This window comes from Metabacillus rhizosphaerae, assembly GCF_037201795.1.
Taxonomy (GTDB): Bacteria; Bacillota; Bacilli; order Bacillales; family Bacillaceae; genus Metabacillus; species Metabacillus rhizosphaerae.
Map to the genome: position 1 here is coordinate 4,328,691 of NZ_CP147403.1, position 26,783 is coordinate 4,355,473.

Genomic DNA, 26,783 nt, shown 5'->3' on the forward strand with positions numbered 1-26,783 from the left:
ATCACTCCGGTCTTATCATTGGTAATCTAGATCTATTAGTTTAGATTCTGATATTTTATCATTAGTTAGTAGCTGTTTGTAATCTTCTTGTGAATTAATGTTACTGAAAATATTCCTATCAACACCAATTTCTTTTTCAGATACATACAAAACTTCGATTTTATCAAGGAGAGATACGATTTTGTACTCTTGTTTAGTCAACTGCTTTTCAACAAACGGAAAAACAGAATGATGATAAACACCTATTAACGGATGGAGCTTCCCGTTCACTTTGGGAATAACTGCTTTAATAGTCGGATGTCTCAAGTCAAGCAAGCTACGAATTAGGTGCTTCGTTATTAAAGGAACATCACAAGATAAGATAAAATACCATACGGCTTTTTCATGGTTCATCGCTGTATAAATACCAGCTAAAGGCCCTTTACCTTTTACTTCAACATTATCCTTAATTACCTGACAGGTTGCTGTTTCTTTCATTCTGTCTACTAAATCAGTTCTACTAATGATTAATTGCTGATCTGTTTCAGCTTTCAACACTTCATATGAATGTTCCCAAAACGATCTCCCTCTGTATTTTGCAAATGCCTTAGGCTGACCAAATCTTGAAGATTCTCCCCCCGCTAATAACACACCAACTGTTTCATACAAATTCGCATCCACCCTTTTACTTTTATTTTACCTTTTATTAGCATTTGAAGATGTGACAATTTACACAATAGTTCCGAACCGGACTGACAAATGCGATGTATTGCAAAAAAGCCAGTTACCTTAAATTGGCAACCGACTTTTTCAATCATCCACTACATCATTATTTATTCAGCGTTTTCAAGCTCAGATAAAACACGATTCACACGCTTTTCTAGCATCTTCATTCCACTTCCACCAGCCTGAAAGTGACGAAGCTTTCCTTCTTTATCAAAAACATAGTAAGCGGGTACATATTGATTTTCTAATGAATCGGTAAACTTATGCTCACTGTCAACAAAGATTGGTTGACTGATATTATGCTCAGCTGCAACTTTTTTAATTTCATCAATATTTAAATCATCTTCAGAACGAGGCATATGAACAGCAACAACATTTAATTTATCTTTATACTGATCACGGAATTCGTTCACTTGCGGCATTGCTTCTTTACATAAATGACAGCTAATTGACCAGAAATGAATTAGAGTAGGCTTCTCTCCAATTAATTGCTCTCTTGTAACCTCACCATTTAACCATTCAGTAGCACCTGTTAACTCTGGCATTGGCTCACGTAATTTCATAGTCTTCCCTCCATATTTCAAAAAAGCGGCAACGCCCTGTCTTACCATTTGAGGTGACTTGGCGCTACTGCTAGATTTTAAAAATAAATACATTTAAAAAAGGGGCTGACATTCTCTTTTGCCAGCCTCTTTCTAATAATTGTTGTATGCTACTTTTTATAGTGTAGCTTGTCCAGGTTTCCAGTTCGCTGGGCAAAGTCCACCAGTTTGAAGCGCTTGAAGTACACGAAGTGTTTCGTCTACGTCACGACCGATATTATTGTGATTAACTACTGAATATTGTAATTCACCTTCTGGATTAATAATAAATAAACCACGAAGGGCAATTCCTTCTTCTTCAATTAAAACACCATAATCGCGAGAAACGGTATGGTTTGTGTCAGCAGCTAATGGATATTTTAAATCTCCTAAACCATTGTCTTTACGATCTGTTTTGATCCAAGCTAAATGAGTGTGAATTGTATCTGTAGATACACCGATTACTTCTGCATCCAAATCCTCAAATTCGTCATAACGATCTGATAATGCAGTAATTTCAGTAGGACAAACGAATGTGAAGTCCATTGGATAGAAGAATAGTACTGTCCATTTGTCATTTTTCATGTTTTCTTCTAAACTTACCTTACCAAATTCTTTGTTTGCAAATACTGCTTCCATTTCAAAGCGTGGTGCTTGTTTTCCTACCATACGTTCTGCCATTATGTATCCCTCCAAATGTTTTTTCAAGTTTCAGGGTTTCTAATTGAGAATAAATGATTGATTCTTGAGACAAATTTTTCTTGTCTAATACAGTGACCATTATAGGACAAGCATCCTTTTCAGTCAATATTAGATAATAGTAATTTTAAAAATGTACACTTTCAAAATTCTCTTTAACAAAATACATTATTCCCTATCCTCTATGTTAAATTCAATTAATTTACTTTGAGATTTTGCGCTTATACTTATAATAAGTCAATTCCCTTCATTTTTGTCTATTTTATGTTTAACCTATTAGATAAAGGGTATATAAAATGGGGCTTTCTTTAGAAATATTGAAGATATTTTTGAAGGAACTCTTAAGTAAGAAAGGATGTTGTATATGGGTCTTCTTGAAGGCATAGATTGGTCATACCTTTTAACTAATGCTGGAATTATCATTTTAAAGTTAGTAGGAATTATCATAGCCTTTTTAATTGTAAAGGCAGTAGGAAGCAGAATTGTAAAAAAAATGTTTCAACGTATACAAGAGCGTGATAACATATCAGCTGGTCGAGCCTTAACACTTCAAAGCTTATCGTTGAACATTTTGTCTTATGTACTTATCTTTATGTTTGTTGTGATGGTATTTGAAGTCTTTAATTATGATGCTACAGCCTTATTAGCAGGTGCTGGAGTTATTGGACTTGCGATCGGGTTTGGTGCACAGGGTCTAGTTAGCGATGTGGTAACAGGCTTTTTCCTTTTATTAGAAAAGCAAATCGATGTTGAAGACTATGTCACAATAGCTGGTTTTGATGGAATTGTCGAGCAGGTTGGTCTTCGAACAACACAAATAAGAGGCTTTGATGGAACACTTCATTATGTACCAAACAGGGAAATTACAAATGTAAGTAACCATTCAAGAGGTAACATGAGAGCTCTAGTTGATATAGGGATATCATATGATGATGACATTGATCAGGCAATTGCGGTTTTGCAGGCTGTTTGCGATAAATTTGCGGCAGTTGATGCGAGTATTGTCGATGGTCCAAATGTACTTGGTGTACAAGCACTTGGAGCATCAGATGTCGTCATTCGCGTTCTTGCAAAAACGGAAAACATGAAGCAATGGGAGGTTGAACGAAACCTTCGCAAGGCAATGAAGGAAGCTTTAGAGGCAAATGGAATAGAAATTCCCTTTCCACATCAAGTCTATGTTGAGAAAAAAAGTCAATAATAAACGCACTAGACATTAGCTAACAAGTACTAATAAAAAGCGAAAAGAGCACTCCTAGGTGCTCTTTTTCTTATGCAGCTTAGCGATTTATTTTGCTTTCAACTTGTTGGCAAATTTCATCAGCCGATAAGCCACTTGCTGAAATAACTGATCCAGCAGTCACTGCATTGCTAATACCCATCACATTTGCATCTTGTCCAGTAATTACACAACAGTCACAACCTTGTGCATCACTTTCATTGTTTAATTGGACAACATCATAGCCTTTTTGTTGCAGGGCAGCTGTTACGTCAGATAAAGATTGTTCTACACCGATTTTTGGCATTGTTTATCCACCTCCTACATGTATTGTGTACATGGATGGATAATATATACATCATTTATTATGGCTGTTTTCGCAAACTTTGTTGCAATTTACCAAGTAATGCGGTGTGGTTGATTTCCGCTCTAATCAACCTGAATTAGTTTTTGTTTTAGGCTGTTTTGCAAACTTTGTTGCTTTTAAAATAGTATTGGGTTGGTTGATTGCAGCGAGAGGATGCTCGCTTTCCGTGGGGCGGGCGATGAGCCTCCTCAGCGCGAAGCGCCTGCGGGGTCTCATCTGTCCCGCTACTCCCACAGGAGTCTCGCATATCCGTTCCAATCACCCTAATCAGTTTTGCTCAAAAACAACAATCTTTTAGAAAAGAGCCTTGTTTTAAAAGTACCTCTTAGAAAAGAGCCTTTATTTTTGAGTTGCCTTAAATGTTATATACTTACTCATCAATTCGACAGCTACATGTATAGCTTCTTCATCAGGCATTAACTTTGCATGATGTAGACCGTATGAAGAATCAACGCCAAGCCAAAACATAAAGCCAGGAATTTGCTCAACCATATAACCGAAATCTTCTCCAGTCATTGCTTCTTTACATTCTTGAACAGTGAAATCAGTATTCGCAGAAATGAATTCCATAAATTCCATTGTTAACGTCTCTTCATTAAAAACTTGGTGATACATAGAACCATAATCAATCGTCGCTTTACATGAGTAGCCGATCTCAACACCTCTAACTAGCGCTTCAATTCGCTCTTTCACTTTATCCATTGATTGTACTGACAGAGTTCGAATTGTTCCTTCTAGTCTAGCATTCTCTGCAATGATATTTTGAACGGTTCCACCCGTAATTTTTCCAATTGTAATGACTGCACTATCAAGTGGGTCTACATTTCGCGCTACAACTGTTTGGAGCTGGGTGACAAGCGAACATGCCGCAACAACCATATCATTCGTTGTATGTGGATATGCTGCATGACCACCTTTCCCTTTAAGGTCAATAAATAATTCAGATGTATTGGCGAAAAGTAAACCTGGTTTAGTCGCAACAGTCCCAACAGGAAGTTCTGGTGATATATGAAGGGCTGTAACGATGTCAGGTTTCCAATCTTTGGCGACCTCACTATTTAGCATTGGCTCCGCACCACCAGGACCTTCTTCAGCTGGCTGAAATAAAAACAAAACATGATCATCAACTGGATTTTCAACAAAGTGAGATAGAATTCCTAAAGCAATAGTCATGTGAAAATCATGTCCGCATGCATGCATGTATCCAGGGTGCTCTGATTGAAAATCATAGTCTGTTTCCTCTGTAATTGGCAATCCATCAATATCAGCTCGATACCCAATCGTTTTCGTTGGATTTATCCCGTTCACTAAAACAAATATTCCTGTTTTCCACGTCTTGATTTCAATTCTTTCATTAGGAAATTGGCTTAAGACATTTAATAAATATTGTTGTGTTTTAAATTCTTGAAACCCAATTTCAGGTATTCGATGAAGATCTCGACGAATTTGACCTAGTTTTTCTTTTATCATACTATCACCGCCGTATACAGAAGGCGTGGATTTCCATCCACGCCTTTGGTATTATAGTTGTCTTAACTCTTGCATAATTTCTGTTTTTGATTTTGTTTTATCATCAATATCTTTAATTTTTCGTGCCGGTGCTCCATAAACAACTGTATAAGGTTCTACATCTTTCGTAACAATTGAACCTGCACCTACTACAGCACCTTTACCTACTGTAACTCCTTCAAGAACTACTACGTTAGCACCAATCATTACATCATCTTCGATTACAACAGGTTTTGCAGAAGGTGGCTCAATTACGCCAGCTAAAACAGATCCAGCACCAACGTGACAATTCTTACCAACTGTAGCTCGTCCACCAAGAGTAGCATTCATATCAATCATTGTACCTTCGCCAATTACTGAACCAATATTAATTGAAGCACCCATCATAATAACTGCATTATCCCCAATTTCAACTTGATCACGAATAATCGCACCAGGCTCAATGCGTGCTTTTATATTTTTAAGGTCAAGTAATGGAATCGCAGAATTACGACGATCATTTTCAACCACATAATCTTCGATCATTGCTTTATTCGTTTCAATTGCATCTTGAATTTCAGCCCACTCACCAAACACTACACCAGAGTTCCCTGTTATAAACGTTTGTGCTGACTCTCCAAAGTTAATACCTTCTAGGTTTCCTTTTACATAAACCTTTACAGGTGTAGATTTTGTACTGTTTTGTATAAATGAGATAATCTCATTTGCATCCATCATTTTCATATGTATGTTTCCTCCTTATACTAAATATTAATCATTCCTTACTGTATCAAAGGATCATACACTTGACAAGCAATGAATTTTAGAATTTTTAAACATATTAATCCTAATATCTATTTATGCTCTTTGACAATGTCTAAAAATGCTTTAACCTGTTTCAATTCAAACGACGATTCAATTCCAAGTAGCCAAGTATCTCGTTCTATCGGTTTGTTATTCTCATCAAGTAATGGAATTTTGAAAACATCTTGTTCATCCTCCTTTAATGTTACAGAAGGTAAGATCGCATAGCCTATCCCATTGAACGCCATTTGTTTACACGTTTCAATTTGATCAACAACAATTGTCCGCTTTGGGGAAGTTTGGAATTGATTATGCCACCAGTCTTGAATTTCTTGATAATAGGTTGAGTCACTTTTAAATTGAATAAATGGCCTTTCTGTATGTAAAACATCCTCTATTTTACTAATCTCAGTATCGACTAAGTATAGTGTGTCAGTGAGAAGGTGTTCTTTAATCCCTTTCCATTCTGGATTTCCTCTGATTATTCCAATATGAACATGATCTTCAAACATACTTTTTAAAATTTCGCTACTCCACCCCGTAATTAGTGATATTTTTGCATGAGGATATTTATTAACATATTTTTTTAGTACTTCTGGCAACCAATGCTGACCTATAATTGATGCAACAGCAAGCTTTAATGTTCCATGTACCTCACCCTCTAATTCAGAAATTTGTTCTCTAAGCATTTCTTCTTTATTTACAACCTCACGAGCAAATGAAATAACCTTTTCTCCCGCCGGTGTTAATGTAAGACCCTTTTGTGAGCGAATAAAAATTTGGAATCCCCATGATTTCTCTATTGTTTGTAAGCGCTGTGATAAAGCTGGCTGCGAAACAAATAAACGTTCAGACGCTTTTCTCATATTCATTTCCTCTGATAAAATGACCAACATACGAAGTTCGGACGTTTGCATACCTATACACCTGCTTTTTAATAAGTTTTACTTATATGCTTTATATAATTTTTATTAATTTTTTTATGACCTTTTACAATGTATGATAAGGATAAAGGTTTGTTTTGTAAATAATAATGTTCAAAAATGGGAGGGATTTTCATGAGTATAGAAATCATTGGGCTAGACCATATTCAGATTTGTGTCCCCATTGGTGAGGAGTCAATCGCACGTCACTTTTATCTTGATCTGCTCCAATTCACTGAAATCGAAAAGCCTGAAAACTTAAAGAAAAATGGTGGTTTTTGGTGTAAGGCTGGTACAATATCTGTCCATATTGGGGTTGAAAAAATAGAAAAGTCAAAAAGCAAACGTCATCCAGCCTTTATCGTAAGTGATATTGAAGCAACTAGACGCTATTTAGAAGAAAACAATGTTACTATAAAAGAAGAAATACCTATTCCAGGAGTAAGCCGTTTTTCATGCTTCGATCCTTTTTTTAATCGAATTGAATTTCTAGAATATATATAAAAATGTAACTTCCATCAGAGAATCAATCCTTACAGTTTAATCTCAAAGAAAAAAGGCTAATTTTATATATCAGCCTTTTCTTTCTTCGGTAAAAACAGAATCAGTATAAAACTTAATAGTGCAAAACTAAAAACAACCCAATAAACATCATGCAATGCATACTCAAGACCCTGCTTGAGCAGCTGCCTTGATTCATCATTTAAACTACTACGCTCGCTATTATTAAGTAAGGTTGTTGCAGAATCCAGGTTCATTTCTTCACCAGCATCATGACTTGATAAATAGCTAAGAAGCCTGCTGTTTAAGATACCTCCTAGTAATGCTGCACCAATTGTACTCCCGACATTTCTCATAAACATATTTGTTGCTGTTGCCACACCTCTTTTATTCCAAGCGACTGTACTTTGTATTGATACAATAAAAGCTGTTGTGGTTAAGCCCATTCCAACCCCAATTAAAAATGAACCAGAAGCAGCAAAAAGTGGGCTATCGCTTCCTGAGAGCATGACAAAGATAATACTTCCGCAAATTAATGATATTCCACCTAATATAGAGGTCGTTCGAAAACCTATTGATAAGATAGATCGTCCTGATATCATTGCGGCAATAGGCCAACCAATTGACATTGTTGTTAATGTTAAGCCTGCTACGATTGGTTTTTCCTCCATAACACCTTGTACAAAAGTAGGTAAAAAGGTTGAAAGGCCGATTAATATTACACCAGTTGTTAATGAGGTAAGGTTTGCAATTAAAATCGACCGTTCACTCCAGAGTTCAAAAGGCATCATTGGTTCCTCTACCTTTCGCTCATATAAAACAAATCCAATTAAGCTAAACAGAGCTAAACCACCTAATAAAAAGATTGGCATTGATACCCATTCATATCGGACTCCACCTTCAACGAGAATAAACATAAATAACGTTACTGATAATGTAAGGAGAATCGCTCCGATATAATCAATTTGTGGCTTTCTTTTTTCAATTTCCTCATGGAGAAACAGATATAAACCTATGATTGCAAGAATTCCTAACGGGATGTTGATCCAAAAAACAAATCTCCAGCTAACAAACTCGACAAGCAGTCCTCCGATAGCTGGACCCATAATGGCTGAAATCCCCCAAACACTTGATAAATATCCTTGTATTTTTGCTCGTTCCTCTTTTGTGTATATATCACCAACAATTGTGGATGCGATTGGCATAACTGCACCTGCACCAAATCCTTGGACAAACCGCGCGACAATGAGCCACTCCATAGTTGAAGCAAGACCACAAAGAATAGACCCTATTAAAAAAATTATGATACCAATTGTTAATACAGGCTTTCTGCCAAATAAATCAGATAATTTACCATAAATCAGTACTGTTACTGCATTCATCAAAAGGTAAGAAGAAAATACCCAACTATATAATGAAAAATCTCCTAACTCAGCAACAACAGCAGGCATAGCTGTTGCAACAATAGTAGCTTCAATTGCTGCCATAAACATCGCAAGCATGACTGTAGCTAGTACATATGGTCTTTTGGTTTTACTTGACCTCACCTTTGAATCTTTATGTACCATTGCCTGTCCCATTGCAAATACACCGCCTTAAAAAACCTTGAAATTTAATACTTTTCAATAGTATTAGTATAAAGATGTAATACAATTTAAAGATAATATGCACTCGAAAAGAAAACGATGCAATGAATACTGCTTTCCATTTACACCGTTTCTAAAAAACTTACTTGTTATCAACTTTTGTTTAAGTTATTCTTATGATTTTTTAATTGTTTTAATATTGCTCTTCTTGTAAATATCCCCTCAAAGAGATTTTCTTCATTTTGAACACATACAAACGAATGATTCACAACAAGATCAAGTCCCTTTTCTAAGTTGTCATCTAAATAGAGTCTAGGGATGTCAGTATTCATAACCTCTTCAACCTTCATATTTTCCAACTTTTCGAATTCAATCCGTTCTAGTCCAAAAATATTATCCATAATTAAATTCATACCAATTAAGCCATGTAGCTTAAAGGTTGGGTCCAAAACTGGGATGGCTGTATAGCCTGTTTTTGTTAGGACAAGTAGTGCATGCTCTAAATTATTGCCAAGTTGAACATGAGCAACTTTATCCGCTGGAATCATTAAATCTTGAACCTTTACATCCTTAAAATCAGTGGTTTCTATACGTATCATCATTTTGTTCTTCCTCTCTAAAAAACTTTGTCTAAGCCCGCTTACTGTTTAAAGAGGTCTTGAAATATCCTATTCTATCATAACATATAGATTGCATGTATTTCCCTTAAAAAGCAACTCATTCTATACAAAAGGGACAGTTTCAAACGTGCAACTGTCCCTTTTGTATAGAATATAGACTTAATTAGACAGACTTGACAAGTCCGCATGCTTTTATAAAGTGAACTTTTTCTTATGTATAAAAATTAAGATCACAATTTGAATGTATAAAAAAATGATACCCTTTATGAGTATCTTGTTAAACTTTTTTAGAAGAAATTTTTTGTATTTCTCACTCTTTATGTAGTCTTTTTATTTTATTCTCAGCAATTCGTAAAGGGAGACCAAGCGATTGTATGTTACTTCATCTGTGCTCTTAACCCCTACTTCAATATCATTTAATTCACTACTTACAATTTCAATTGCATATTGTTGACGAATTAAAATTTCTACTAATAATTTTTGATCTTCAGATGTTAGTTTTTTCAATGTCGTTTCCATACTAACCCCCTACTGCATAATTCAATTTATCGTGAATATTTTATTTTCTACATCAATTTTCATTGGTGAAAATCTACTTTGTATAACGATTTGCATAGCTAAATGCAGTATAAGACTCAGGTTTAATTTTTGCTTCAACCCCCATTGCTTCAATTCTTCCAGTCATTTCTTGAATTAATTCCTTTGTTATTCCCTTACGTCCAATATCGAGATGGATTTCAAATAATAAATCGGCACCTTCATCAGCAAATGGGATTAAGACGTCTGTTAAATCAACTAAATATTTCGTAGTAAATGAATAAGCCACTTCTTGACTTAGTGCAGTTTCCATTGAGATTTTTTCACGAACACTAACTATTGGGCGTTTTACACTATACGTCTTTAAACAGCCCCATGCTCCTTTTCCGATGCGATGAAGATGTATAGCTGTAATAAATTTTGTCTCATTTTGATGAACATGTGAATCCGAACCAATTGATAGTACATACTCCGAACGTGGATCTTTAAGCATAAATCCTTTTATACGCTCAATTACTGTTTGGAAAGACATTTGTTTTTCTGAGACATTATAAAAGGTGAATGATTCGTTCATGTCACATCTCCTCGTCAATAGTCTCTTTGGATTCCGAATGAGCTTTCAACAACATCTAAAGCCTCCTTTTAAAATATATGCCTTATACAAACTGAAATATGAACATTAATGCATAAAAAAATAGTCATACCTGTAGGCATGACTATTCTCCCTTACTCGTCTCAATGTTTGGTATCGTTTCATGGCAGCGAGCGCACGTAAAGATAACATTTTGATTAGATTGTGCTGTTAATGATTTGGTCAGTGGCTGCTGATCTTGACAAACCGGGCAAATAACTGTTGGTTCTTTTCTCATATTGCCTCCTTAACACACATTAACTGGCAGTAATTCCTTACTTAACCTTAGTTTGGATCATAATTGGTTTTTCTATTATGAAAACTGCCAGTAAATGTCCGATAAGTTCAACTAATCATCAATAAAATCCACTGATGGAAATTTCAACTATTGAAGTAGATCAAAGATTTCCATTGCGATCATATCAATATTGTCAAATTGATATGATTGAGGTTTATCTCCTTTTTGATAAACCTCTAATTCGAACGTGTTGCTCTTATCGAAGTATTTTACACTGCAACGCTTTTCTCCTTCAACTTCGAAAAAACGTTGTAAAGGTTCACCAGAACCCGCATTTTCTTGTAAATTTTGTAGTCTTGTAATAATACCTAATAGTTGTGACACTAGATATCCCCCTTCCGGAAGAGTTAACGTATAACTGATTCCTAATATTTAATATTGTCTTACTCTACCATACATTTTATCCACTAAACAACGATTCAATAATCTGTATCTTTACTTTGTGCCTTATCAATTTTACACTATGTATGATGGGATTACCAAAGGAATTCCCACAATCATCCTTGTTTAACTGTAAAATGTAATCTTCTATGTCAAAACATTAAAGAATACACTAGTTAATGAGGTTAACGAAGGCATACATAATGTTGATGAAAGAAAATCAATTATTGGTTGCTTCGTATTAGAAATGCAAGGTTGAACAAGTAGCTATGGTCTTTTTAGAAGAACAGAATATCCTCTTTGAATCATCAGCAAATCCCTCTATATCAAATATAATAGAAGGTTTAGCAGCGTTCAACATTCCCTTAGAGAAAATAGCCTTTATTATTGTAACACATATTCAATTAGATCATGCCGGTTGCGAAAGATTACTTTTAGAAAAATGTCAAAATGCTAAATTAGTCGTTCTTCTAAAAAAAACAAAATATAGGACGCGTCCAGCAAGATTTAACCAAAGCAGTATAGTAGTTAACATGTTTTATTGAGCTCAGTAAGCAAACTATTTCAAAAGATACTCATCTTTATGATATGTTACCTATTGACTTAGCAGTTTGTGCTATGGGGGACTAGCCAATTATTCATAAAGGTAGGCAAGATTATTGTGGACCTTAGCGTTTGAGATAACATTTACAAATAAATAGATGTTGGGAGAGAGTTCTTAATGAAAAAAGTAGTCATAGTCTATTCACAACCAAGATGTCCACCCTGCCAAGTTGTGAAACAATTTTTAAATCATCACAACGTTTCATATATTGAGAAAGACATCAGCGTTGATACAGATGCTCGCGATAAATTAGTTAATGAGCTTCTATCAACCTCAACTCCTACAATTACTGTCGATGATCAAGTTGTGGCAGGCTTTGATTTAAAAAAGCTTGAAGAGCTTTTAGACCTTCGAGAATAAGGAAAAAAATGCAGAAAAAAGCTTGGTGACCAGCCAAGCTTTTTCTGTTCTATTAAAAGGGGTTTGGGGAAAATCGAGAGTTTTATGACTAATCAAATTCCTTATGAACAAGAACTTAATTGATTATCTTTCTCATTTATAATGATAATGATTATCAGTTTCAATGTCAACTGTTTTTAGTATTTATTTTTAAAAATTTATTTTATTTGACTTTATTTTTTGTTAAGCAATTTAAAAAGAACTAGAAAATTCATCATTCTCCATCATTTTATATTCATTTGAAACATTTTTAGTTTGCATGTAATACCAGCTAAAAAAAGATATGCTTTTTAATTCTTTAATATACTGATTAAAAAATGTTACTGTATTTTCTATATCAAACTGATTTAATATCTTTAATTGATTGCTTGTATTCTTATTTCTTAATTGATGTTCTGTACTTGTCGTTTGTATTACATCATTCTCCACTATGTCATCAATTGGAGTTTTTTGATCTTCTATCAAAACAGGTTCATTTGTTTCATTTTCAATCGAATATATCTTCCAGCCTTCATTTGTTTTATGCATTTTCACTACTTCATAATGGTCATCATATCCAACTGGTCCTTCTATAGAAGCAGGGAAAAATTCATAGATGATACGCTCATCTCCTTGTTCTATTACTTTCGTTTTTACACCATACGTAAAAAAAGGAATTGTATAGATTGGGAAGTCTGTTCCATACACGATAAATTGACCATCTAGCGGATGAACATTTTCATTTATATATTTTTCAATCAATTCATCCTCGAAATAAGTTGATAAAATTTGTTCGATTTCCTGTTTTGACCTAATTTTTTCAGTTAGTGAGATTTGTGCATCAAATGCATTTTGGAGGTAAATCAGTACCTCATCTCGAGATAATCCTTCAAGTTTTTCAGCTAATGTTTGTTGAGAAAATGGAAAAATGCCAATAAAAAGGACAATACAACAGAGCAATCGATTTTGTCTCAAAGAACTCATCCTTTCTTTATTTACAACTTAGGACAACCATTTCTTCATCTTTATTCATTTTAACAATTATTTTCAATAAAATGCTGAGCAACCGTTCGTAAAATAATCTAAAAAAGCGACAATATTTGTAGGTTCCAGAAATTCTCCATCCAGTTATCTATTATTTATCTACCCAATAAGACGATTTACTAATCTGTGTTGTTTCAAATTCTTAAAAATTAGTTGTATAAATATTCTTTTTAAGCAACAAAAAACAGCGGACATGTCCGCTGTTACCAAGAAATCGAATAGGCTAAATAAAAAATATAGGCTAATGAAACTAATCCTGCGATTACATATGCAAAAAAAACTGGGTTACGCATATATGGATGATCTTGAATTTTCTCATTAATTTGTGTATCCAAATTTGATTTCCTCACACTAACAAGCCTTCCTACCCTAAATGTATAGATTAAACTTGTAGCTAAAACCAATAAAGCAATTACACCAAGAACCATCGTAAAATAGCTCATCTTCGTGTCACCCCTTTTATTTATAGGATGACTCAAAAAACTGCAAATATGCTTTTGGTTTACTTTACCGATTTTCTTCTAAATATTAAAGTAAACCCTCTTGGTCATATAAAAACTCATAGGATAAATCTATAAAAAGATAATGATCCTTGTTTAATGGATACGAAAAGGTACGGATCAAATCTCCTTTTTCAATATCACTATACACATCACTTAGAAAGCCCTTTTTATTAAAGCGCATCTTCATAATATTTGCTAAAAAATACGGACGCCAGCTCCAATTATTCAAATAGTATTGGGGTTGAATTTCCCAGCCATTTTTTTTATAAATATTCACCGATTGCTGGAAGCCATCCTCATCACATATATAGATTCTAAAACAGCAATCATCTAATTGAATGGAAAGTTCCTTCAGCAATTGATTATAATCGTCATATTGCTTTCCTATTTTCGATAAAAGCTGATGAATTCTTTGATGGAAGTTTTCTGTAAAATGATAAAGTCTTTCAAGCTTCTTTTTTTCAGCAGAAATATAATATTGAAATTCTTGTTTCAACCTGTCTTTACATTCATCTCGATTAATAAAATGACTCTTTGGCTTATCTAAAAAATACCCTTGATAATACCTACCACCATTTTTCCATGCATATTGTAGCTGAAAATTAACTTCTACATCCTCATATAAAAGGGTAGCACCAATTTTTCTCGCTAAAATTGAAATTGAATAAAGTACATCATAATAAGATTGGGAAGGTGATGTTAATCTTAATGGCTGTAAATCAATTTTTAAAATATCCGGAGACAGCATACCAATTCGATCTAAGTTGCTACTTGCCTTTCCAATATTATCAATCGCAATTTTTATTCCGTATGTTCTGTAATATGTTAAAAGGTGATATAATTGTTCCGTATCACCTTTAAAATTATGCTCGGTAATTTCAAGAACTATTTGCTTTAGTTTTAATCCAGAATCTTGCATTTCTAATAATATTTGAAGGAAGCTTTCACCATGATCAATCATCAGTAAATTTGCGTCGCGATTAATAAAAAGCAGAAGTTCAGGGTCCCTCAACATTAAAAATTCATCAATCGCAGTATGTACTATATAGTCGTCAATTTCAATCCGATATTCATCTGGAACATTTTCATCTTGAAAAAATGGTCCTAAACTGTGAATTTTTCCATTATCCTCGATTCTTCCTAACACTTCATAGCCGATTACTCGTTGTTCATCCGCACTGAAAATTGCTTGGTAATATGGTATAACCTTATCTAAATTCGTCAATACATCTAATGGATCCATTGCAATCCCCTCACCTATATCTATATAGAGTATGTATGATTATACCATAAAATAGGCATGTTAAGTTGGATAAAACTACGTTTCCTCACAAACGATTAACTACTTATCTTCTCAAAAATTCTTAGCATTTTTCTCCATAAAAAAGAAACAGGCAGCGAACCCATTTCTTATCTGTATATTAAAAAGGAAATTGATTCAACCATTGTCCACCATCCATCGTGATACATTCTCCATTGATATAAGCAGCATCCTTTGATAAAAGAAATGCGGCAAGCGCGGCAATTTCTTCAGGTGTACCAAGTCGTCCAAGTGGTACACTATTAAGAGTTCTTTTTGCAGCTTTCTCTGACTCCCATAATTTTTCAGCTCCACCAGTCCTCTCAATAGGCCCTGGTGCTATAGCATTTACTCTAATACCATATTTTCTCCCCCATTCAACTGCTAAGGTTCTAGTCATAGACAAAACACCAGCTTTTGCAGCAGCTGAGTGGATTACTCCCGCACCTGCATTCCAGGCGTATGTAGCAACCATATTCAAAATGGCACCCTTCATTTGTTTTTCAATCCAGTACTTTCCAACTGCAGAACTGCAATAAAATGTCCCATTTAACACAATATCAATGACTGACCTCCACCCATTATTCGATAGATTTTCAGCTGGACAAATAAAATTCCCAGCGGCATTATTTACAAGAGCATCAATTCTACCAAATTTTTCATCGACAAAAGTTATCATTTCAGAGACTTTTTCATCATCACGAACATCCAGTTGATAATGGTATACTTGTCCTTCATACAACTCAATTTCTTTTTTGGCTGCTTCTAGCTTTTCTAATGTTCTACCGAGAATAACAACCTTTGCTCCATCAGCGGCAAAACGTTTTGCCATTCCTTTCCCCATCCCATTTGATCCACCAGTAACAATGATGACTTTATCCTTCACCATAATACCCCCTGCCTAAATGAATGACCATTCATTTTTATTTTACCATATTTTATCACTTTATTCTATTAACAAAAAGTCAATTAAATGACAGTTCCGATTTTAAATAGAAGTCTTAATTTAAACCGTGATATACTTATACCAATACTAGTACATTTTAAAGTAGGTTGTACTTAATATTAATAAAATAAGGCTTTGTTAAAGATCACTATTGATTTTTGCACTTTGTTGATTGGAGTGGATATGTGAGACTCATGCAAGTGCAAAGCACCGAGGAGGTTCCTGAACCGCCCGTGGAAAGCGAACTCCAAAACGTAAATCAACAACCAAGTATAACAGAGCCTAAAATAACAAAATTGAGAGATACTCAATTCTTAGATAAAACTATGGAGAATGGTTGGTAATCATGACAAAACAATATTCAAGAAGATCTTTTTTAAAAGGTCTTCTTTCCTTTTCCTTTGCTGGCATTTTTACTGCAGCTGGCGGTTATACATATGCTCGATATATTGAACCATCCTTATTAGATATTACAAAATTTTCGATCATACATAAAAAAATTCCAAATGCGTTTAATGGTTTTAAAATTGTCCAGTTTAGCGATACTCATTTAAGTAGTTTCTTTACATTAGACAGGTTAGAGACAATTGTAAAAAATATTAACACTCTTTCTCCTGACCTTTTATTTTTCACAGGTGATCTGATGGATGAACCAAACCAATATACAGAAATTAATAAAATAGTCCCTATCCTAGGAAAATTAAATGCTCCCTTTGGAAAATACGCAGTTTATGGAAATCATGATCATGGTGGTTATGGAACTGAGATTTACAAAAATGTCATTAACATGTCAGGCTTTACCCTTTTACAAAACGAAGTAACAAATGTTTCGATGATTGATGGTAGTAAAATCGGAGTTGCAGGTATTGATGATTTAATGTTGGGGAAACCCAGTTATGAAGGTACACTTGGCAATTTAAACAAAGATCTCTTCAACATCTTATTAGCGCATGAACCAGATGCAGCATTAGAAGCTAAGAGATTCAATGTGGATTTCCAGTTATCTGGACATAGTCATGGTGGACAAATACAGGTTCCATTTTATGGACCTCTTATTACACCTCCGTATGCTTCCGTTTATCCAGAGGGTATGTATGATGTGGATGAAATGAAGCTATATGTGAATCGTGGCTTAGGAACGACAAGACTCCCGTTTAGATTTTTTTCCGTTCCTGAAATATCACAATTCACGCTTTATTCTGAGTGATTTATCAGTCATAGAAAAAAACTCATCTTATTCAATTCAAGTGCAAATTTGAATTGAATAAAGTCGAACATCATTAAGGATAGAATAAAACTAGCTGAACATATGAATCCAAAACTCACGTCTGCCACATTAAGTTCAAGAAAGCTGACACACAGTCAGCTTTTTTGATTTTCCCTATTTAAAACTTCAGGATGGACCGGTTTGCTAAATAAATAACCTTGCCCTTTTTGACATTTCATCCTTGAAAGAAACTCAAGCTGTTCTTGTGTTTCAATACCTTCTGCAACAACAGAGAGATCTAAATGATATGCAAGATGCAAAATCGTCGTTACAATTGCTTCATCCTTTTTGTCATTCAGTACATCTTTAATAAATGATTGATCTATTTTCAAGGAATCAATTGGGAACTGCTTTAAATACATGAGTGAAGAAAAGCCTGTACCAAAATCATCAACAGAAATCATGACTCCTAAATTTTTAAGTCTCTGTATCATCACTAATGCTTCCTCAGCATTTTGTAATGCACCCTCAGTAATTTCAAACTCAATATGTGCGGGGGTAATTGAATAAGTGTTAAATAAGGATTCGATCATATCCACTAGGTGTGGCTGCTGGAATTGTTTTGCCGATAGATTTATGGCCACAATTGTTTCCGAAACACCAGCTTCATTCCATTTCCAAAGTTGCTTACAAACTTCCTCTATCACCCATTCACCTATTGGAATAATTAGTCCTGATTCTTCAGCAATTGGAATAAACTTTGAAGGTGACATGATCCCAAGTTCAGGGTGTTTCCATCTTAGTAAGGCCTCATAGCTTACAATCTCACCTGAAGCTAGTTCAATTTGCGGCTGATAATACAAAACAAGTTCATCATGCTCAACTGCTCTCCGTAGAGCTGTTTCTATCAAAAGTAGCTCATTTGTGTTATTTTCCATTTCTTGTGCATAAAACTGATAGTCTGCTCGACTCCTTTGCTTCACATAATATAACGCCTTGTCTGCCATAGTTATTAAGACATCTTCGGTTTCACTATCATCCGGAAAAATACTAATGCCAATACTTAATGAAATAAAATAGAGAATTTCATTTATATAAAAGGGCTCCTTAAACATCCGAATCATCTGCTCAGCTACACATTCAGCACCATTACGGCTAGTATTCTGTAATACAACAATGAACTCATCACCACCATATCTATACACATTAAAATTTTGGTGATTGATTTGTTCAAGTCTTTTACTAACCTCAATTAATAGCTTATCTCCACTGTTATGCCCAAGCGTATCATTCAACATTTTGAAACGATCTAAATCCATAAACATTAAGACTAATGGCTGATTGTTTTGTTTACTAAGAGCAAGTAATTCTTTTAAATCTATTTTTAGCGCACTTCGATTTAATAAACCCGTTAGTGGATCATGATATGCCATATGCTCAATTACAGTTGCTTGCTTTGCCTTTTCTGTTATATCTCTAAGAAGTAAAAAGATACCGCTTACCTCTTCATTTGTAATAATAGGTACTGTTTTGTAATGAACATTCATATTTTTTTTAGCTAATAATAGGCTCGTTTCTCCTTCTGAAGCTATGCCCTTAACTGTTTGGTCAAATGATTTGTTAAGAACGCTTTGGAATTCATGCTGAAATAAATCAAAGATACTTAAGCCAATTAAGCTATTTTCAACATTCATCATAGAAATGGCTGATGGATTTACAGATCGTATTTGTCCTTCTAAATCTAGTGAAAAGACCGCATCCATATTATGATCGACAAGTGATTTATACATTTGCTGACTTTCAACTAGCAAAGCTTTTTCATTCATTCGCTCTGTAATATCTCTTGTTACACCTATAATATAAACAACTTCTTCTTTCTCATTTAAGATCGGTGTTAGAATCGTTTCACCGTAAGTAAACGTATCTTTTACAACTTCCAATTTATCCTGAAAAGAATAAGGCTGTTTTTGCTCACGTACAATAGAGTACTTTTCATGTAGATGATCGGCAATCTCTTTTGGCTGCAGATCATAAAATGTTTTCCCACTGTACTTAGATCCAAACTTTGCATGTTGGATCCCAATATCATTCACAAACAAATACGTGAACGAATCATCATTTTCTACCTTCATAATAAAAATTAAATCTTTAATATGCTTAAGAATAATCTCAAAAATGAATGATTCAATTTCAGTAAACTTTTTATCATTATGAAAATCTTTTTTTATTAAGTTAAGAAAATTGTCCATCCTTCTATATCCTATGTCTTTCTCCAATTTATATTTTAGTAACATATTTTATGCTTATTATAGTATCACAAAGAAAGATTCAAATCATAAGAATTAATATAACGAGATTTATTGAGGTGTGGAGTTAACTTCTATTAAGAATGTGATAAAGTAGCAAGTAGTTTCCCAATAAAAATACCTAGAATGCCTCCGCTTATCGTTAATAAAATATATAAAAGAAATAATAGATATTGTTTTTTTTGAATGAGTTGAACTGCCTCAACACTAAATGTTGAAAAAGTTGTAAATCCCCCACAAAAGCCTGTAGCAAAAAATAATAAAATTTGATCATTGTTTAATGTTGTTACACAAAAACCAAGCAAAAGTGAGCCGATTATATTAATGATAATAATTGAAAGTGGTAACTTCACTTTTTTAGTTACTGTTTGCAATAACTCCCCCGCTAAATATCTTACGACAGCACCTACAGCACCACCTAAAAGTACACTAACCATTACTCAAACCCCATTCTTGTGAGAATACCAGTAGCAATCTTCATACCAAGCATGGCAAAAAGAAGACTTAATATTATGGAGCAAAACATATAAATAGCTGCTTGTTCCACCGGTAAAATAGTAAATTCTAAGCAAAAAGTTGACATCGTCGTAAACCCTCCACAAAAACCTGTACCGAGCAGTAACTTTAACCATTCCTTTTCTTTTCGTTCTATTAAAAAGGCGGTTATAAAACCGAGTAAAAAACTTCCTAAAATGTTTACAAATAAAGTAGAAAAAGGCCCAAATTGATGTACAAAAGAAATGATATATCTCAATAAAGATCCGCAAGCTCCACCAATTGCAACATAAAAGCTATTGATCAATTTTTTCATCATTCTTAACTTCCTCATTTCCTTAACACAATGATAAATCTTTTATGATTATCTCAAAGTCACGATATTTTTCAATATGTAAAATTAATAAGACTGTTTATAAAAAACATTGTTGCTATTTACCAAGTAATGCGGATTGGTTTATTCCAGTGAGATGCTCGCTTTCCGCGGGGGGGTTCAAAAAAGAGATAAAAAAAAAAGAAGCAGACATCCTTCACCGAAAGGAGTCTGCTTAAATATGTAATACAATTATTCTTCATCATCCATGACCTGATATGCTTTTCCAAATAATAATAATTGACTATCAATCACAGGTTCATTATTGCTTTCCACATAATGATAATTACCGTTTTCATCCTGTTCTCTAGCTTTTACATTGTCAGCTAATGCACTTGCTAAAATACTATTTATACGCATTTTAATATCACCATCAAATATCGGAAATAATATTTCTACTCGTTTTTCCATATTTCTGGTCATCATGTCAGCAGATGAAAGAAAAGTTTTTTCCTCACCATTATGATGGAAGAAATAAATACGACTATGCTCTAAAAATCTTCCTACAATACTTCGTACTTTTATGTTTTCACTTACCCCTTTAATCCCAGGGCGCAAGCAGCATGTTCCACGAATAATTAGTTCGATTTTCACACCAGCATTTGATGCCTCATAGAGTTTCATGATAATGACTTTGTCTGTTAATGAATTCATTTTTGCTACGATTCGACCATTAGCAAATCTTTTGTGAAAGTTTATTTCTTCATCAATAAAACGGATAAAGTCTTTTCGAATGTCAAAAGGTGCAACTGATAAATGATGAAAATCTGGTTTTTCCGTATATCCACTTAAATAATTAAAGAAATTTGTAGCATCAATACCAAACTTTCTTTTGGATGTAATTAAGCCCATATCGGTGTAAATTTTAGCTGTTTGATCATTATAATTCCCAGTACCTAAATGAACGAAACGTTCAATTCTATTATTCTTTCTTCGGACTACAAGTGTAATTTTACTATGTGTTTTCAGGTACGTCATACCATAAATAACGTGACACCCTGCCTTTTCAAGTTCTTTAGCCCATTGAACGTTATTCTCTTCATCAAAGCGGGCTTTGAGCTCAACTAAAACTGTTACTTGTTTGCCCTTTTCGGCTGCTCTCTTTAATGCATCAATAACAGGTGAATCACCACTTACACGATAAAGAGTTTGTTTTATCGCTAATACGTCTGGATCATCAGCTGCTTCAGCAACAAAGTCAACAACAGGTTCAAATGATTCATATGGATGATGCAAAAATACATCCTGTTCAGAAACTTTCTCAAAGATATCTTCATCAGATGCTATGTCACGAGGTGGTTGGGGAATTAATGTTTCATATATTAAATGCTCTCTAATTCTAGCCATTTCCTTATAAAAACCAAATAATATCGTCAAGTCTAAAGGTCCATCAATTTCATACACATCTTTTTCGTGGACTTCAAGTTCTTCAATTAAATATCGTAAAATATTTTGATCAAAACCATTTCGTTGAATTTCAAGACGAACTGCAGAACCCCATTTTCGCTTCTTCAATTCCTTTTCTATCTCTTTAAGTAAATCACGTGCACCCTCTTCATGGATCGTCATATCAGCATTTCTAGTAATCCGAAAAACAGAGACAGAAACAACCTTATATCCTTTAAATAATTTATAAATAAAATAACTTATTATGTCTTCTAATTGGATAAACTGCACTTTATTATTGGATGTTTCAAGTCGGACAAATCGATCTAAAACCGCCGGCACCTGTACAATTGCAGTTTTTAAGCGATTTTCTACAAATTCATCATAATCTTCAATAACAATTGCAAGATTTAAGCTTTTATTTAACAGCATTGGAAATGGACGATATGCATCCACAGCCATTGGGGTTAGAACAGGAAAAATATGTTCATCAAAATAATCTTCTATATTTTCCCGCTGTTCCTTTGTTAAGTTTTCCATCTTAAGAAATTCAATATTTTCTTCATTAAGCTTTGGTAAAAGTACTTTATTATATGTTTCATATTGAAGTTCTACTAGATTGTGAGTTTTGAGAGCAATTTCATTTAATTGTTGTTTTGGAGTCATTCCCGCTTTATTTTCAGGTTTATTAAATCCAGCCTTCACTTGATCCTTGAGTCCTGCAACACGTACCATAAAAAACTCATCTAGATTTGAGCTAAATATCGACAAAAATTTCAAACGCTCTAACAAAGGGTTTCGCTCGTCAAGAGCTTCTTCTAATACACGTTCATTAAAAGCAAGCCAGCTAAGTTCTCTATTGTTGTAATACATTGGACTATTAAGTTCCACCGCATTTTTATTTATTGTTTTCATTCTCTATGCCACCCTTTTATTCGACAATAACCTACAATTACATAATATCATTTACCTTTATTTCAATTGTAAATTTATTGTAAACTTATTGTTATTATTTTGTAAAAAGGAATATTCCGAATATATAAAAAAGAACTTATTCGAATTTAGTTAACTGTTAATGCTAAGTCACGAATAAGTTAATTTCAGGATGATGTATGTTATTTAATTTATTGAAAATTGCACTGTAATTGATTTTTTTATTTGTTTTTCCAAATGCTTTTTCTGTTTTTCTACTTGATAATGCTCAGGTTTCCAATCCTTGTTGCATGTAACTTCTAATAAAAGTCCTTCACCTTTTGCTTCCAATCCAATATGATCGATGATATTTCGTTTTGTTGCATGTAAACTATAAGCGAATTTTATGATTGCTCCTAATAAACGGTATTTAGTTAGCTCTTCCTTCGTAAACCATTGACTATATGGTGTTACGTTTCTTTTGAAAGCTGCCTTACTTGTAAAAGAAGCAATAAGAGCTATGATCAAACGTTCCTTATGAAGCAACCCATCTATTGTTCTGTTTGCTAATAGATAAAAAGTATGTTGACTGCTAGATTCAGAATCTATGTATGATCCGAGATTATAAACAAAGACACCACGTTTTATAAGTTTTGCATCCTCCTTGTTAATTGAAGAATATCCAGCCTTGTTCAATAATTGCGCGATCTTCATGGCACTTTCTGTCACATTGAATACATGATTTATATTAATATTATAGTCTGTTGCTAATTCATAAAAGCTTTCCTCAATGACATTTGGAAAGATAGATAGTCCAAATTCTTTTGTTAGCTCTTCATAAAATACTCCGTCTCTTAATCCTTTTCTACTTAGCGCAAACTTGTCTGTATCCACACAATCCATTAAGCACTTAAATACTTCCATAGCTGGAATTATGATGTCTGCACGATCTTTTGAAAGTCCTTCAACACGCTGCATCTCAGAAAAGGTTATTGATTGTAAAAAATGATTAATTTCGTTAACATCTTGTTTACTCATCATATATTGATGAACACCTGCAAGTGGATAGTCTGTATACTCTTGATGAACTTGCACCATATTTCTTGCACTTCCACCGATTCCAATAATCGGTAGGTTTTTATTCATGATCCAGTCTAGTGTTTTAAATTGATTGATTATAAACACTCTAAGTGAATTCAGCTCTTCCACTGTTGGCGTTTCGTCTTTTACAAATTGTTTCTTTAAAGACAGTGCACCAAAAGGAAAGCTATGATAACTTATTAATTTTCGATCCTCAAAATAAGTGAGTTCTGTACTTCCTCCACCAATATCAATGGTGATTCCGCTTTCAAATGGAGTTGAATTGACTACTGCTAAGTAACCAAAGTATGCCTCCTCAAACTCAGATAAAATCTGCATTGAGAAATCTATTTCATTCTTGACTCTTGCAAGAACTTCGTTTTGATTTTTAGCTTGGCGAATTGTCGCAGTTGCAACACATTTTACTTCCTCTAGTTGATGATGTCTTGTTACTTCTTGGAAGCTATGCAATGTATTTATTAAAATGTCGATCCCTTTATCCTCTAAAAAACCCGCTTCTGTTAAATAATTTCGAAGTCGTGCAACAGCCTTTACATTTTGAATTTCTTTTAATCTACCACTTTTATCTCGTAAATAAATGACAAGCCTCATTGTATTTGAGCCAATATCAACAATTGCATACTTTTCTTGGTTCACTTTCAACACTCACACCCTAACTCGATAAAATAAGGTACATTATACCACATTCAAACATAAGGTATACTGTGTTTTTTAAACATTATTAGACATAGTAATTCAGCATTTTAGGAGGGCTTCTATGATTCATATAGTTAAGGCAGGGGAATCACTTGCTATTATTGCAGCGAATTATCGAATATCTTTAAATCAATTAATAGCAGTCAATAAAATAAGCAATCCAAATATAATTTATATAGGGCAACAAATAAACATACCATCCTTACCTAATCCTGACTCAATTCCTTATTCAATTCACATTTCAGTTTCCACTAAACGTTTAATACTAAAGAGAGAAGGACAAGTTGTAAGGGAGTATCCTATCGCTGTTGGTAAAATCGTAACTGCTACACCTGTAGGAGATTTTGTCATTGTTAATCGGGAACCAAATCCAGGCGGACCTTTTGGTGTGATGTGGCTAAGTTTATCGAAAATCCATTATGGGATTCATGGAACGAATAACCCAGCTTCAATAGGAAAAGCAGTATCACTAGGCTGTATAAGAATGTATAACAATGATGTATTAGAACTAGCATCTATGGTACCGAATGGCACTAGAGTTTTTATTAGACCTTAAGATTTTATTAATATTTTGTAAGTTGCGTATTCAAATTGAATAAAATCCCTTATAATGACAAATGAAGTAATTGATCCAAACTACAGAGCCTTGTTCAACCACGAAAAGCACTTTAAGGGACTTAGGCTAGGCACCTAACACTTCTTAAAGTCTTACTGCGGGAGCTAAACGATATAGCAATGTAAGGAGCAAACAAATGAAAATTTTTCGTAACCGGAATTTCGTTAGATTATTTTATGCAGCTCTTTTCTCACAAATGGGGACCACAATAGGAAATATGGCATTTGCCTTTTATCTTCTTGACCACTTTAGTCATCAACCTTCCTACGCAACAATGGCTGAGCTTATGTATTCATTACCAACCATTTTAGTGTTTTTTATTGTTGGTGTTGTTGCAGATCGATTTGATCGGAAAAAAGTTGCAGAAAACTGCGACTGGATTAGAGCAGCACTAACAATTGTTTTATTTTGTGCATTGTTCTTAAACTCTGTCCCGCTCGTATTTCTTATATTATTTTTACGCAGTGCTGTAACAAAATTCTTTTTCCCTGCAGAAAATAGTCTTGTCCAAGGGATTTTAAACAAAGAACAATACGCTCAAGCGGCTGGTTTAAATCAAATGCTTTTTAGTATATTCATGGTTTTTGGTGTTGGAATTGGCGCAGCAATTTATAAAACGATTGGGATTCATGGAGCAGTAGCTGTAGATTTTGTAAGCTTCGTTATCTCGGGATTATTAATTCGTTCCTGTAAAATCCCTACATCCGCGAGACTTCCAAATGGGAAACTTGAATGGAAGGATATAAGCCTCAAATCGTCTATGGGTGACTTTAAAGCTGGTATAGCTTATATTATAAAAAACCGTTTGTTAGCCGTTTTAGTTTTTGGTTTTTTCATCTTCGGCATTGTTAATGGTGCCTTTGCAATTTTACCAATGTTTACAATGAAATATGAACTAACACCTGATAATTATGAATGGTATGCATCATTTTTTGCCATATCACTTGGATTGGGTTTATTAACTGGTAGTGGCATTGGTACTCTTGTCGCTTCAAAATTCAAACCATACCAATTAATGGTGTTTCCAATATTTGTTACAAGCTTGCTTATTTTCTTTTTAGGGTTTACCGATAATGTAACAATCTTTTTAATTATTGTCTTCGTAATTGGTACTTGCCTTGGACCAATTAATATAGCAATTGGCGGCTGGATGCCAAAAATTGTCCATCCAAAATTAATGGGAAGAGTAAGCGGCTGGATCGATCCTTTAATGATGCTAGCACAGTCAATTACTTTAGGACTAATTGCACTTCTATTCCCTAAAATAATTGAAACAATTGATTATTTGTATTATGGAATGGCAATTATCATACTTTTTGTTTCACTTTTCTATGCATTTACATTACCAAGATTAAGTAATGCATTTGAAGCTAAAGAAAAACGAGTCCAACGTAATCAACGAACAAAACCTGGTCCTAATATTAATTCAATTTAAAGAAGCTGATGTCTTACTATCAGCTTCTTTATTTTAATCACTAAATTCCCTCTACATTTTACTGACCTACAAGGTAGATATGTTTATGGTTCATGTTTATGGTTCATGTTTATTATTTCATATTAATACCGAACCAATTCA

28 protein-coding genes are annotated in these 26,783 nt (G+C 34.0%); 7 read left to right on the top strand and 21 right to left on the bottom strand.

Annotated features, from left to right (window positions below):
* Positions 1-15: 15 nt before the first annotated feature.
* From WCV66_RS21020 to WCV66_RS21030, 3 genes are all read right to left on the bottom strand, one after another.
* Positions 16-648 (bottom strand): molybdenum cofactor guanylyltransferase, encoded by a 633-nt coding sequence (locus WCV66_RS21020; RefSeq protein WP_338786742.1) that lies wholly within the window; start codon positions 646-648, stop codon positions 16-18.
* Positions 649-812: 164 nt separating this feature from the next.
* The gene (locus tag WCV66_RS21025; RefSeq protein ID WP_066330750.1) at positions 813-1,268 is read right to left on the bottom strand and encodes a TlpA family protein disulfide reductase; all 456 of its coding nucleotides are present in this window, start codon (positions 1,266-1,268) and stop codon (positions 813-815) included.
* A 156-nt stretch (positions 1,269-1,424) separates the two neighbouring features.
* A complete protein-coding gene (locus tag WCV66_RS21030) occupies positions 1,425-1,967 on the bottom strand; it encodes a peroxiredoxin (RefSeq protein ID WP_066330753.1) in 543 nt (180 codons plus the stop codon).
* A 382-nt stretch (positions 1,968-2,349) separates the two neighbouring features.
* Here WCV66_RS21030 and WCV66_RS21035 point away from each other — a divergent pair, with 382 nt between their 5' ends.
* Positions 2,350-3,186 carry a mechanosensitive ion channel family protein gene (locus WCV66_RS21035; protein WP_185653103.1) on the top strand — a complete coding sequence of 279 codons (837 nt, stop codon included), beginning with the start codon at positions 2,350-2,352 and terminating at the stop codon, positions 3,184-3,186.
* A gap of 79 nt (positions 3,187-3,265) precedes the next feature.
* Here the strand turns inward: WCV66_RS21035 and WCV66_RS21040 are convergent, their stop codons facing one another.
* From WCV66_RS21040 to WCV66_RS21055, 4 genes are all read right to left on the bottom strand, one after another.
* The gene (locus WCV66_RS21040) at positions 3,266-3,511 is read right to left on the bottom strand and encodes a YkuS family protein (RefSeq protein ID WP_066330760.1); all 246 of its coding nucleotides are present in this window, start codon (positions 3,509-3,511) and stop codon (positions 3,266-3,268) included.
* Positions 3,512-3,910: 399 nt separating this feature from the next.
* Positions 3,911-5,041, bottom strand: coding sequence for an N-acetyldiaminopimelate deacetylase (locus WCV66_RS21045; protein WP_066330763.1), 1,131 nt, complete (start codon positions 5,039-5,041; stop codon positions 3,911-3,913).
* Positions 5,042-5,092: 51 nt separating this feature from the next.
* Positions 5,093-5,803, bottom strand: coding sequence for a 2,3,4,5-tetrahydropyridine-2,6-dicarboxylate N-acetyltransferase (gene dapD, locus WCV66_RS21050; RefSeq protein WP_066330773.1), 711 nt, complete (start codon positions 5,801-5,803; stop codon positions 5,093-5,095).
* 110 nt (positions 5,804-5,913) lie between these two features.
* Positions 5,914-6,780 carry a LysR family transcriptional regulator gene (locus WCV66_RS21055; RefSeq protein ID WP_338786743.1) on the bottom strand — a complete coding sequence of 289 codons (867 nt, stop codon included), beginning with the start codon at positions 6,778-6,780 and terminating at the stop codon, positions 5,914-5,916.
* Positions 6,781-6,921: 141 nt separating this feature from the next.
* Between WCV66_RS21055 and WCV66_RS21060 the strand changes: the two genes are divergently transcribed.
* Positions 6,922-7,290 carry a VOC family protein gene (locus WCV66_RS21060; protein WP_338786744.1) on the top strand — a complete coding sequence of 123 codons (369 nt, stop codon included), beginning with the start codon at positions 6,922-6,924 and terminating at the stop codon, positions 7,288-7,290.
* Between the two features lie 62 nt (positions 7,291-7,352).
* Here the strand turns inward: WCV66_RS21060 and WCV66_RS21065 are convergent, their stop codons facing one another.
* The 5 genes from WCV66_RS21065 to WCV66_RS21085 form a co-directional block, all read right to left on the bottom strand.
* Entirely contained in the window at positions 7,353-8,867 is a 1,515-nt protein-coding gene (locus WCV66_RS21065) for an MDR family MFS transporter (RefSeq protein WP_338786745.1), read from the bottom strand.
* 158 nt (positions 8,868-9,025) lie between these two features.
* Positions 9,026-9,472, bottom strand: coding sequence for a cyclic-di-AMP-binding protein CbpB (gene cbpB / locus WCV66_RS21070; protein ID WP_066330783.1), 447 nt, complete (start codon positions 9,470-9,472; stop codon positions 9,026-9,028).
* A gap of 351 nt (positions 9,473-9,823) precedes the next feature.
* Positions 9,824-10,012, bottom strand: coding sequence for an antirepressor AbbA (abbA, locus tag WCV66_RS21075; protein ID WP_338786746.1), 189 nt, complete (start codon positions 10,010-10,012; stop codon positions 9,824-9,826).
* A 73-nt stretch (positions 10,013-10,085) separates the two neighbouring features.
* Complete coding sequence (locus tag WCV66_RS21080) at positions 10,086-10,604, bottom strand: ribonuclease H-like YkuK family protein (protein ID WP_066330787.1); 519 nt, start codon at positions 10,602-10,604, stop codon at positions 10,086-10,088.
* A 442-nt stretch (positions 10,605-11,046) separates the two neighbouring features.
* Positions 11,047-11,283, bottom strand: coding sequence for a YkuJ family protein (locus WCV66_RS21085; protein ID WP_066330793.1), 237 nt, complete (start codon positions 11,281-11,283; stop codon positions 11,047-11,049).
* A gap of 326 nt (positions 11,284-11,609) precedes the next feature.
* On the opposite strand from WCV66_RS21085, the gene WCV66_RS21090 reads away from it, so the two are divergent.
* Together WCV66_RS21090 and WCV66_RS21095 are read left to right on the top strand one after the other, a co-directional pair.
* A complete protein-coding gene (locus WCV66_RS21090; RefSeq protein WP_066330796.1) occupies positions 11,610-11,885 on the top strand; it encodes an MBL fold metallo-hydrolase in 276 nt (91 codons plus the stop codon).
* Between the two features lie 176 nt (positions 11,886-12,061).
* The gene (locus WCV66_RS21095) at positions 12,062-12,304 is read left to right on the top strand and encodes a glutaredoxin family protein (RefSeq protein ID WP_338786747.1); all 243 of its coding nucleotides are present in this window, start codon (positions 12,062-12,064) and stop codon (positions 12,302-12,304) included.
* Between the two features lie 231 nt (positions 12,305-12,535).
* Here WCV66_RS21095 and WCV66_RS21100 read toward each other — a convergent pair whose 3' ends face one another.
* The 4 genes from WCV66_RS21100 to fadH form a co-directional block, all read right to left on the bottom strand.
* Positions 12,536-13,297, bottom strand: coding sequence for a DUF3993 domain-containing protein (locus WCV66_RS21100; RefSeq protein ID WP_338786748.1), 762 nt, complete (start codon positions 13,295-13,297; stop codon positions 12,536-12,538).
* 272 nt (positions 13,298-13,569) lie between these two features.
* A complete protein-coding gene (locus tag WCV66_RS21105) occupies positions 13,570-13,809 on the bottom strand; it encodes a hypothetical protein (protein WP_338786749.1) in 240 nt (79 codons plus the stop codon).
* 85 nt (positions 13,810-13,894) lie between these two features.
* A complete protein-coding gene (locus WCV66_RS21110; RefSeq protein WP_338786750.1) occupies positions 13,895-15,112 on the bottom strand; it encodes an EAL-associated domain-containing protein in 1,218 nt (405 codons plus the stop codon).
* A 178-nt stretch (positions 15,113-15,290) separates the two neighbouring features.
* Complete coding sequence (gene fadH, locus WCV66_RS21115) at positions 15,291-16,055, bottom strand: 2,4-dienoyl-CoA reductase (protein ID WP_185654077.1); 765 nt, start codon at positions 16,053-16,055, stop codon at positions 15,291-15,293.
* 406 nt (positions 16,056-16,461) lie between these two features.
* On the opposite strand from fadH, the gene WCV66_RS21120 reads away from it, so the two are divergent.
* A complete protein-coding gene (locus WCV66_RS21120) occupies positions 16,462-17,322 on the top strand; it encodes a metallophosphoesterase (protein WP_338786751.1) in 861 nt (286 codons plus the stop codon).
* Between the two features lie 155 nt (positions 17,323-17,477).
* On the opposite strand, the gene WCV66_RS21125 is transcribed toward WCV66_RS21120, so the two are convergent.
* The 5 genes from WCV66_RS21125 to ppx all read right to left on the bottom strand — a co-directional run bounded on the left by WCV66_RS21125 (position 17,478) and on the right by ppx (position 24,531).
* Entirely contained in the window at positions 17,478-19,571 is a 2,094-nt protein-coding gene (locus WCV66_RS21125) for an EAL domain-containing protein (RefSeq protein ID WP_338786752.1), read from the bottom strand.
* A gap of 134 nt (positions 19,572-19,705) precedes the next feature.
* A complete protein-coding gene (gene crcB, locus WCV66_RS21130; RefSeq protein ID WP_338786753.1) occupies positions 19,706-20,065 on the bottom strand; it encodes a fluoride efflux transporter CrcB in 360 nt (119 codons plus the stop codon).
* A complete protein-coding gene (locus WCV66_RS21135; protein WP_338786754.1) occupies positions 20,065-20,442 on the bottom strand; it encodes a CrcB family protein in 378 nt (125 codons plus the stop codon). The genes crcB and WCV66_RS21135 overlap by 1 nt, the downstream gene beginning before the upstream one ends.
* Positions 20,443-20,688: 246 nt before the next feature.
* Positions 20,689-22,797, bottom strand: a complete 2,109-nt coding sequence (locus WCV66_RS21140) for an RNA degradosome polyphosphate kinase (RefSeq protein WP_338786755.1) — start codon at positions 22,795-22,797, stop codon at positions 20,689-20,691.
* Between the two features lie 204 nt (positions 22,798-23,001).
* Positions 23,002-24,531: an exopolyphosphatase gene (gene ppx / locus WCV66_RS21145; RefSeq protein ID WP_338789511.1), complete on the bottom strand. Its 1,530-nt coding sequence runs from the start codon at positions 24,529-24,531 to the stop codon at positions 23,002-23,004.
* A 121-nt stretch (positions 24,532-24,652) separates the two neighbouring features.
* Here ppx and WCV66_RS21150 point away from each other — a divergent pair, with 121 nt between their 5' ends.
* Entirely contained in the window at positions 24,653-25,147 is a 495-nt protein-coding gene (locus tag WCV66_RS21150) for a L,D-transpeptidase family protein (RefSeq protein ID WP_338786756.1), read from the top strand.
* A gap of 196 nt (positions 25,148-25,343) precedes the next feature.
* Positions 25,344-26,642 (top strand): MFS transporter, encoded by a 1,299-nt coding sequence (locus WCV66_RS21155; protein WP_066330833.1) that lies wholly within the window; start codon positions 25,344-25,346, stop codon positions 26,640-26,642.
* Positions 26,643-26,783: the final 141 nt, after the last annotated feature.

What these genes read in the sequence shown, in the direction of transcription:
- WCV66_RS21025 (WP_066330750.1), bottom strand. Translation starts at nt 1,268, where the DNA reads ATGAAATTACGTGAGCCAATGCCAGAGTTAACAGGTGCTACTGAATGG.
- WCV66_RS21030 (WP_066330753.1), bottom strand. Translation starts at nt 1,967, where the DNA reads ATGGCAGAACGTATGGTAGGAAAACAAGCACCACGCTTTGAAATGGAA.
- WCV66_RS21035 (WP_185653103.1), top strand. Translation starts at nt 2,350, where the DNA reads ATGGGTCTTCTTGAAGGCATAGATTGGTCATACCTTTTAACTAATGCT.
- WCV66_RS21040 (WP_066330760.1), bottom strand. Translation starts at nt 3,511, where the DNA reads ATGCCAAAAATCGGTGTAGAACAATCTTTATCTGACGTAACAGCTGCC.
- WCV66_RS21045 (WP_066330763.1), bottom strand. Translation starts at nt 5,041, where the DNA reads ATGATAAAAGAAAAACTAGGTCAAATTCGTCGAGATCTTCATCGAATA.
- dapD (WP_066330773.1), bottom strand. Translation starts at nt 5,803, where the DNA reads ATGAAAATGATGGATGCAAATGAGATTATCTCATTTATACAAAACAGT.
- WCV66_RS21055 (WP_338786743.1), bottom strand. Translation starts at nt 6,780, where the DNA reads ATGCAAACGTCCGAACTTCGTATGTTGGTCATTTTATCAGAGGAAATG.
- WCV66_RS21060 (WP_338786744.1), top strand. Translation starts at nt 6,922, where the DNA reads ATGAGTATAGAAATCATTGGGCTAGACCATATTCAGATTTGTGTCCCC.
- WCV66_RS21065 (WP_338786745.1), bottom strand. Translation starts at nt 8,867, where the DNA reads ATGGGACAGGCAATGGTACATAAAGATTCAAAGGTGAGGTCAAGTAAA.
- cbpB (WP_066330783.1), bottom strand. Translation starts at nt 9,472, where the DNA reads ATGATACGTATAGAAACCACTGATTTTAAGGATGTAAAGGTTCAAGAT.
- abbA (WP_338786746.1), bottom strand. Translation starts at nt 10,012, where the DNA reads ATGGAAACGACATTGAAAAAACTAACATCTGAAGATCAAAAATTATTA.
- WCV66_RS21080 (WP_066330787.1), bottom strand. Translation starts at nt 10,604, where the DNA reads ATGAACGAATCATTCACCTTTTATAATGTCTCAGAAAAACAAATGTCT.
- WCV66_RS21090 (WP_066330796.1), top strand. Translation starts at nt 11,610, where the DNA reads ATGGTCTTTTTAGAAGAACAGAATATCCTCTTTGAATCATCAGCAAAT.
- WCV66_RS21095 (WP_338786747.1), top strand. Translation starts at nt 12,062, where the DNA reads ATGAAAAAAGTAGTCATAGTCTATTCACAACCAAGATGTCCACCCTGC.
- WCV66_RS21105 (WP_338786749.1), bottom strand. Translation starts at nt 13,809, where the DNA reads ATGAGCTATTTTACGATGGTTCTTGGTGTAATTGCTTTATTGGTTTTA.
- WCV66_RS21110 (WP_338786750.1), bottom strand. Translation starts at nt 15,112, where the DNA reads ATGGATCCATTAGATGTATTGACGAATTTAGATAAGGTTATACCATAT.
- WCV66_RS21120 (WP_338786751.1), top strand. Translation starts at nt 16,462, where the DNA reads ATGACAAAACAATATTCAAGAAGATCTTTTTTAAAAGGTCTTCTTTCC.
- WCV66_RS21125 (WP_338786752.1), bottom strand. Translation starts at nt 19,571, where the DNA reads ATGGACAATTTTCTTAACTTAATAAAAAAAGATTTTCATAATGATAAA.
- crcB (WP_338786753.1), bottom strand. Translation starts at nt 20,065, where the DNA reads ATGGTTAGTGTACTTTTAGGTGGTGCTGTAGGTGCTGTCGTAAGATAT.
- WCV66_RS21135 (WP_338786754.1), bottom strand. Translation starts at nt 20,442, where the DNA reads ATGATGAAAAAATTGATCAATAGCTTTTATGTTGCAATTGGTGGAGCT.
- WCV66_RS21140 (WP_338786755.1), bottom strand. Translation starts at nt 22,797, where the DNA reads ATGAAAACAATAAATAAAAATGCGGTGGAACTTAATAGTCCAATGTAT.
- WCV66_RS21150 (WP_338786756.1), top strand. Translation starts at nt 24,653, where the DNA reads ATGATTCATATAGTTAAGGCAGGGGAATCACTTGCTATTATTGCAGCG.
- WCV66_RS21155 (WP_066330833.1), top strand. Translation starts at nt 25,344, where the DNA reads ATGAAAATTTTTCGTAACCGGAATTTCGTTAGATTATTTTATGCAGCT.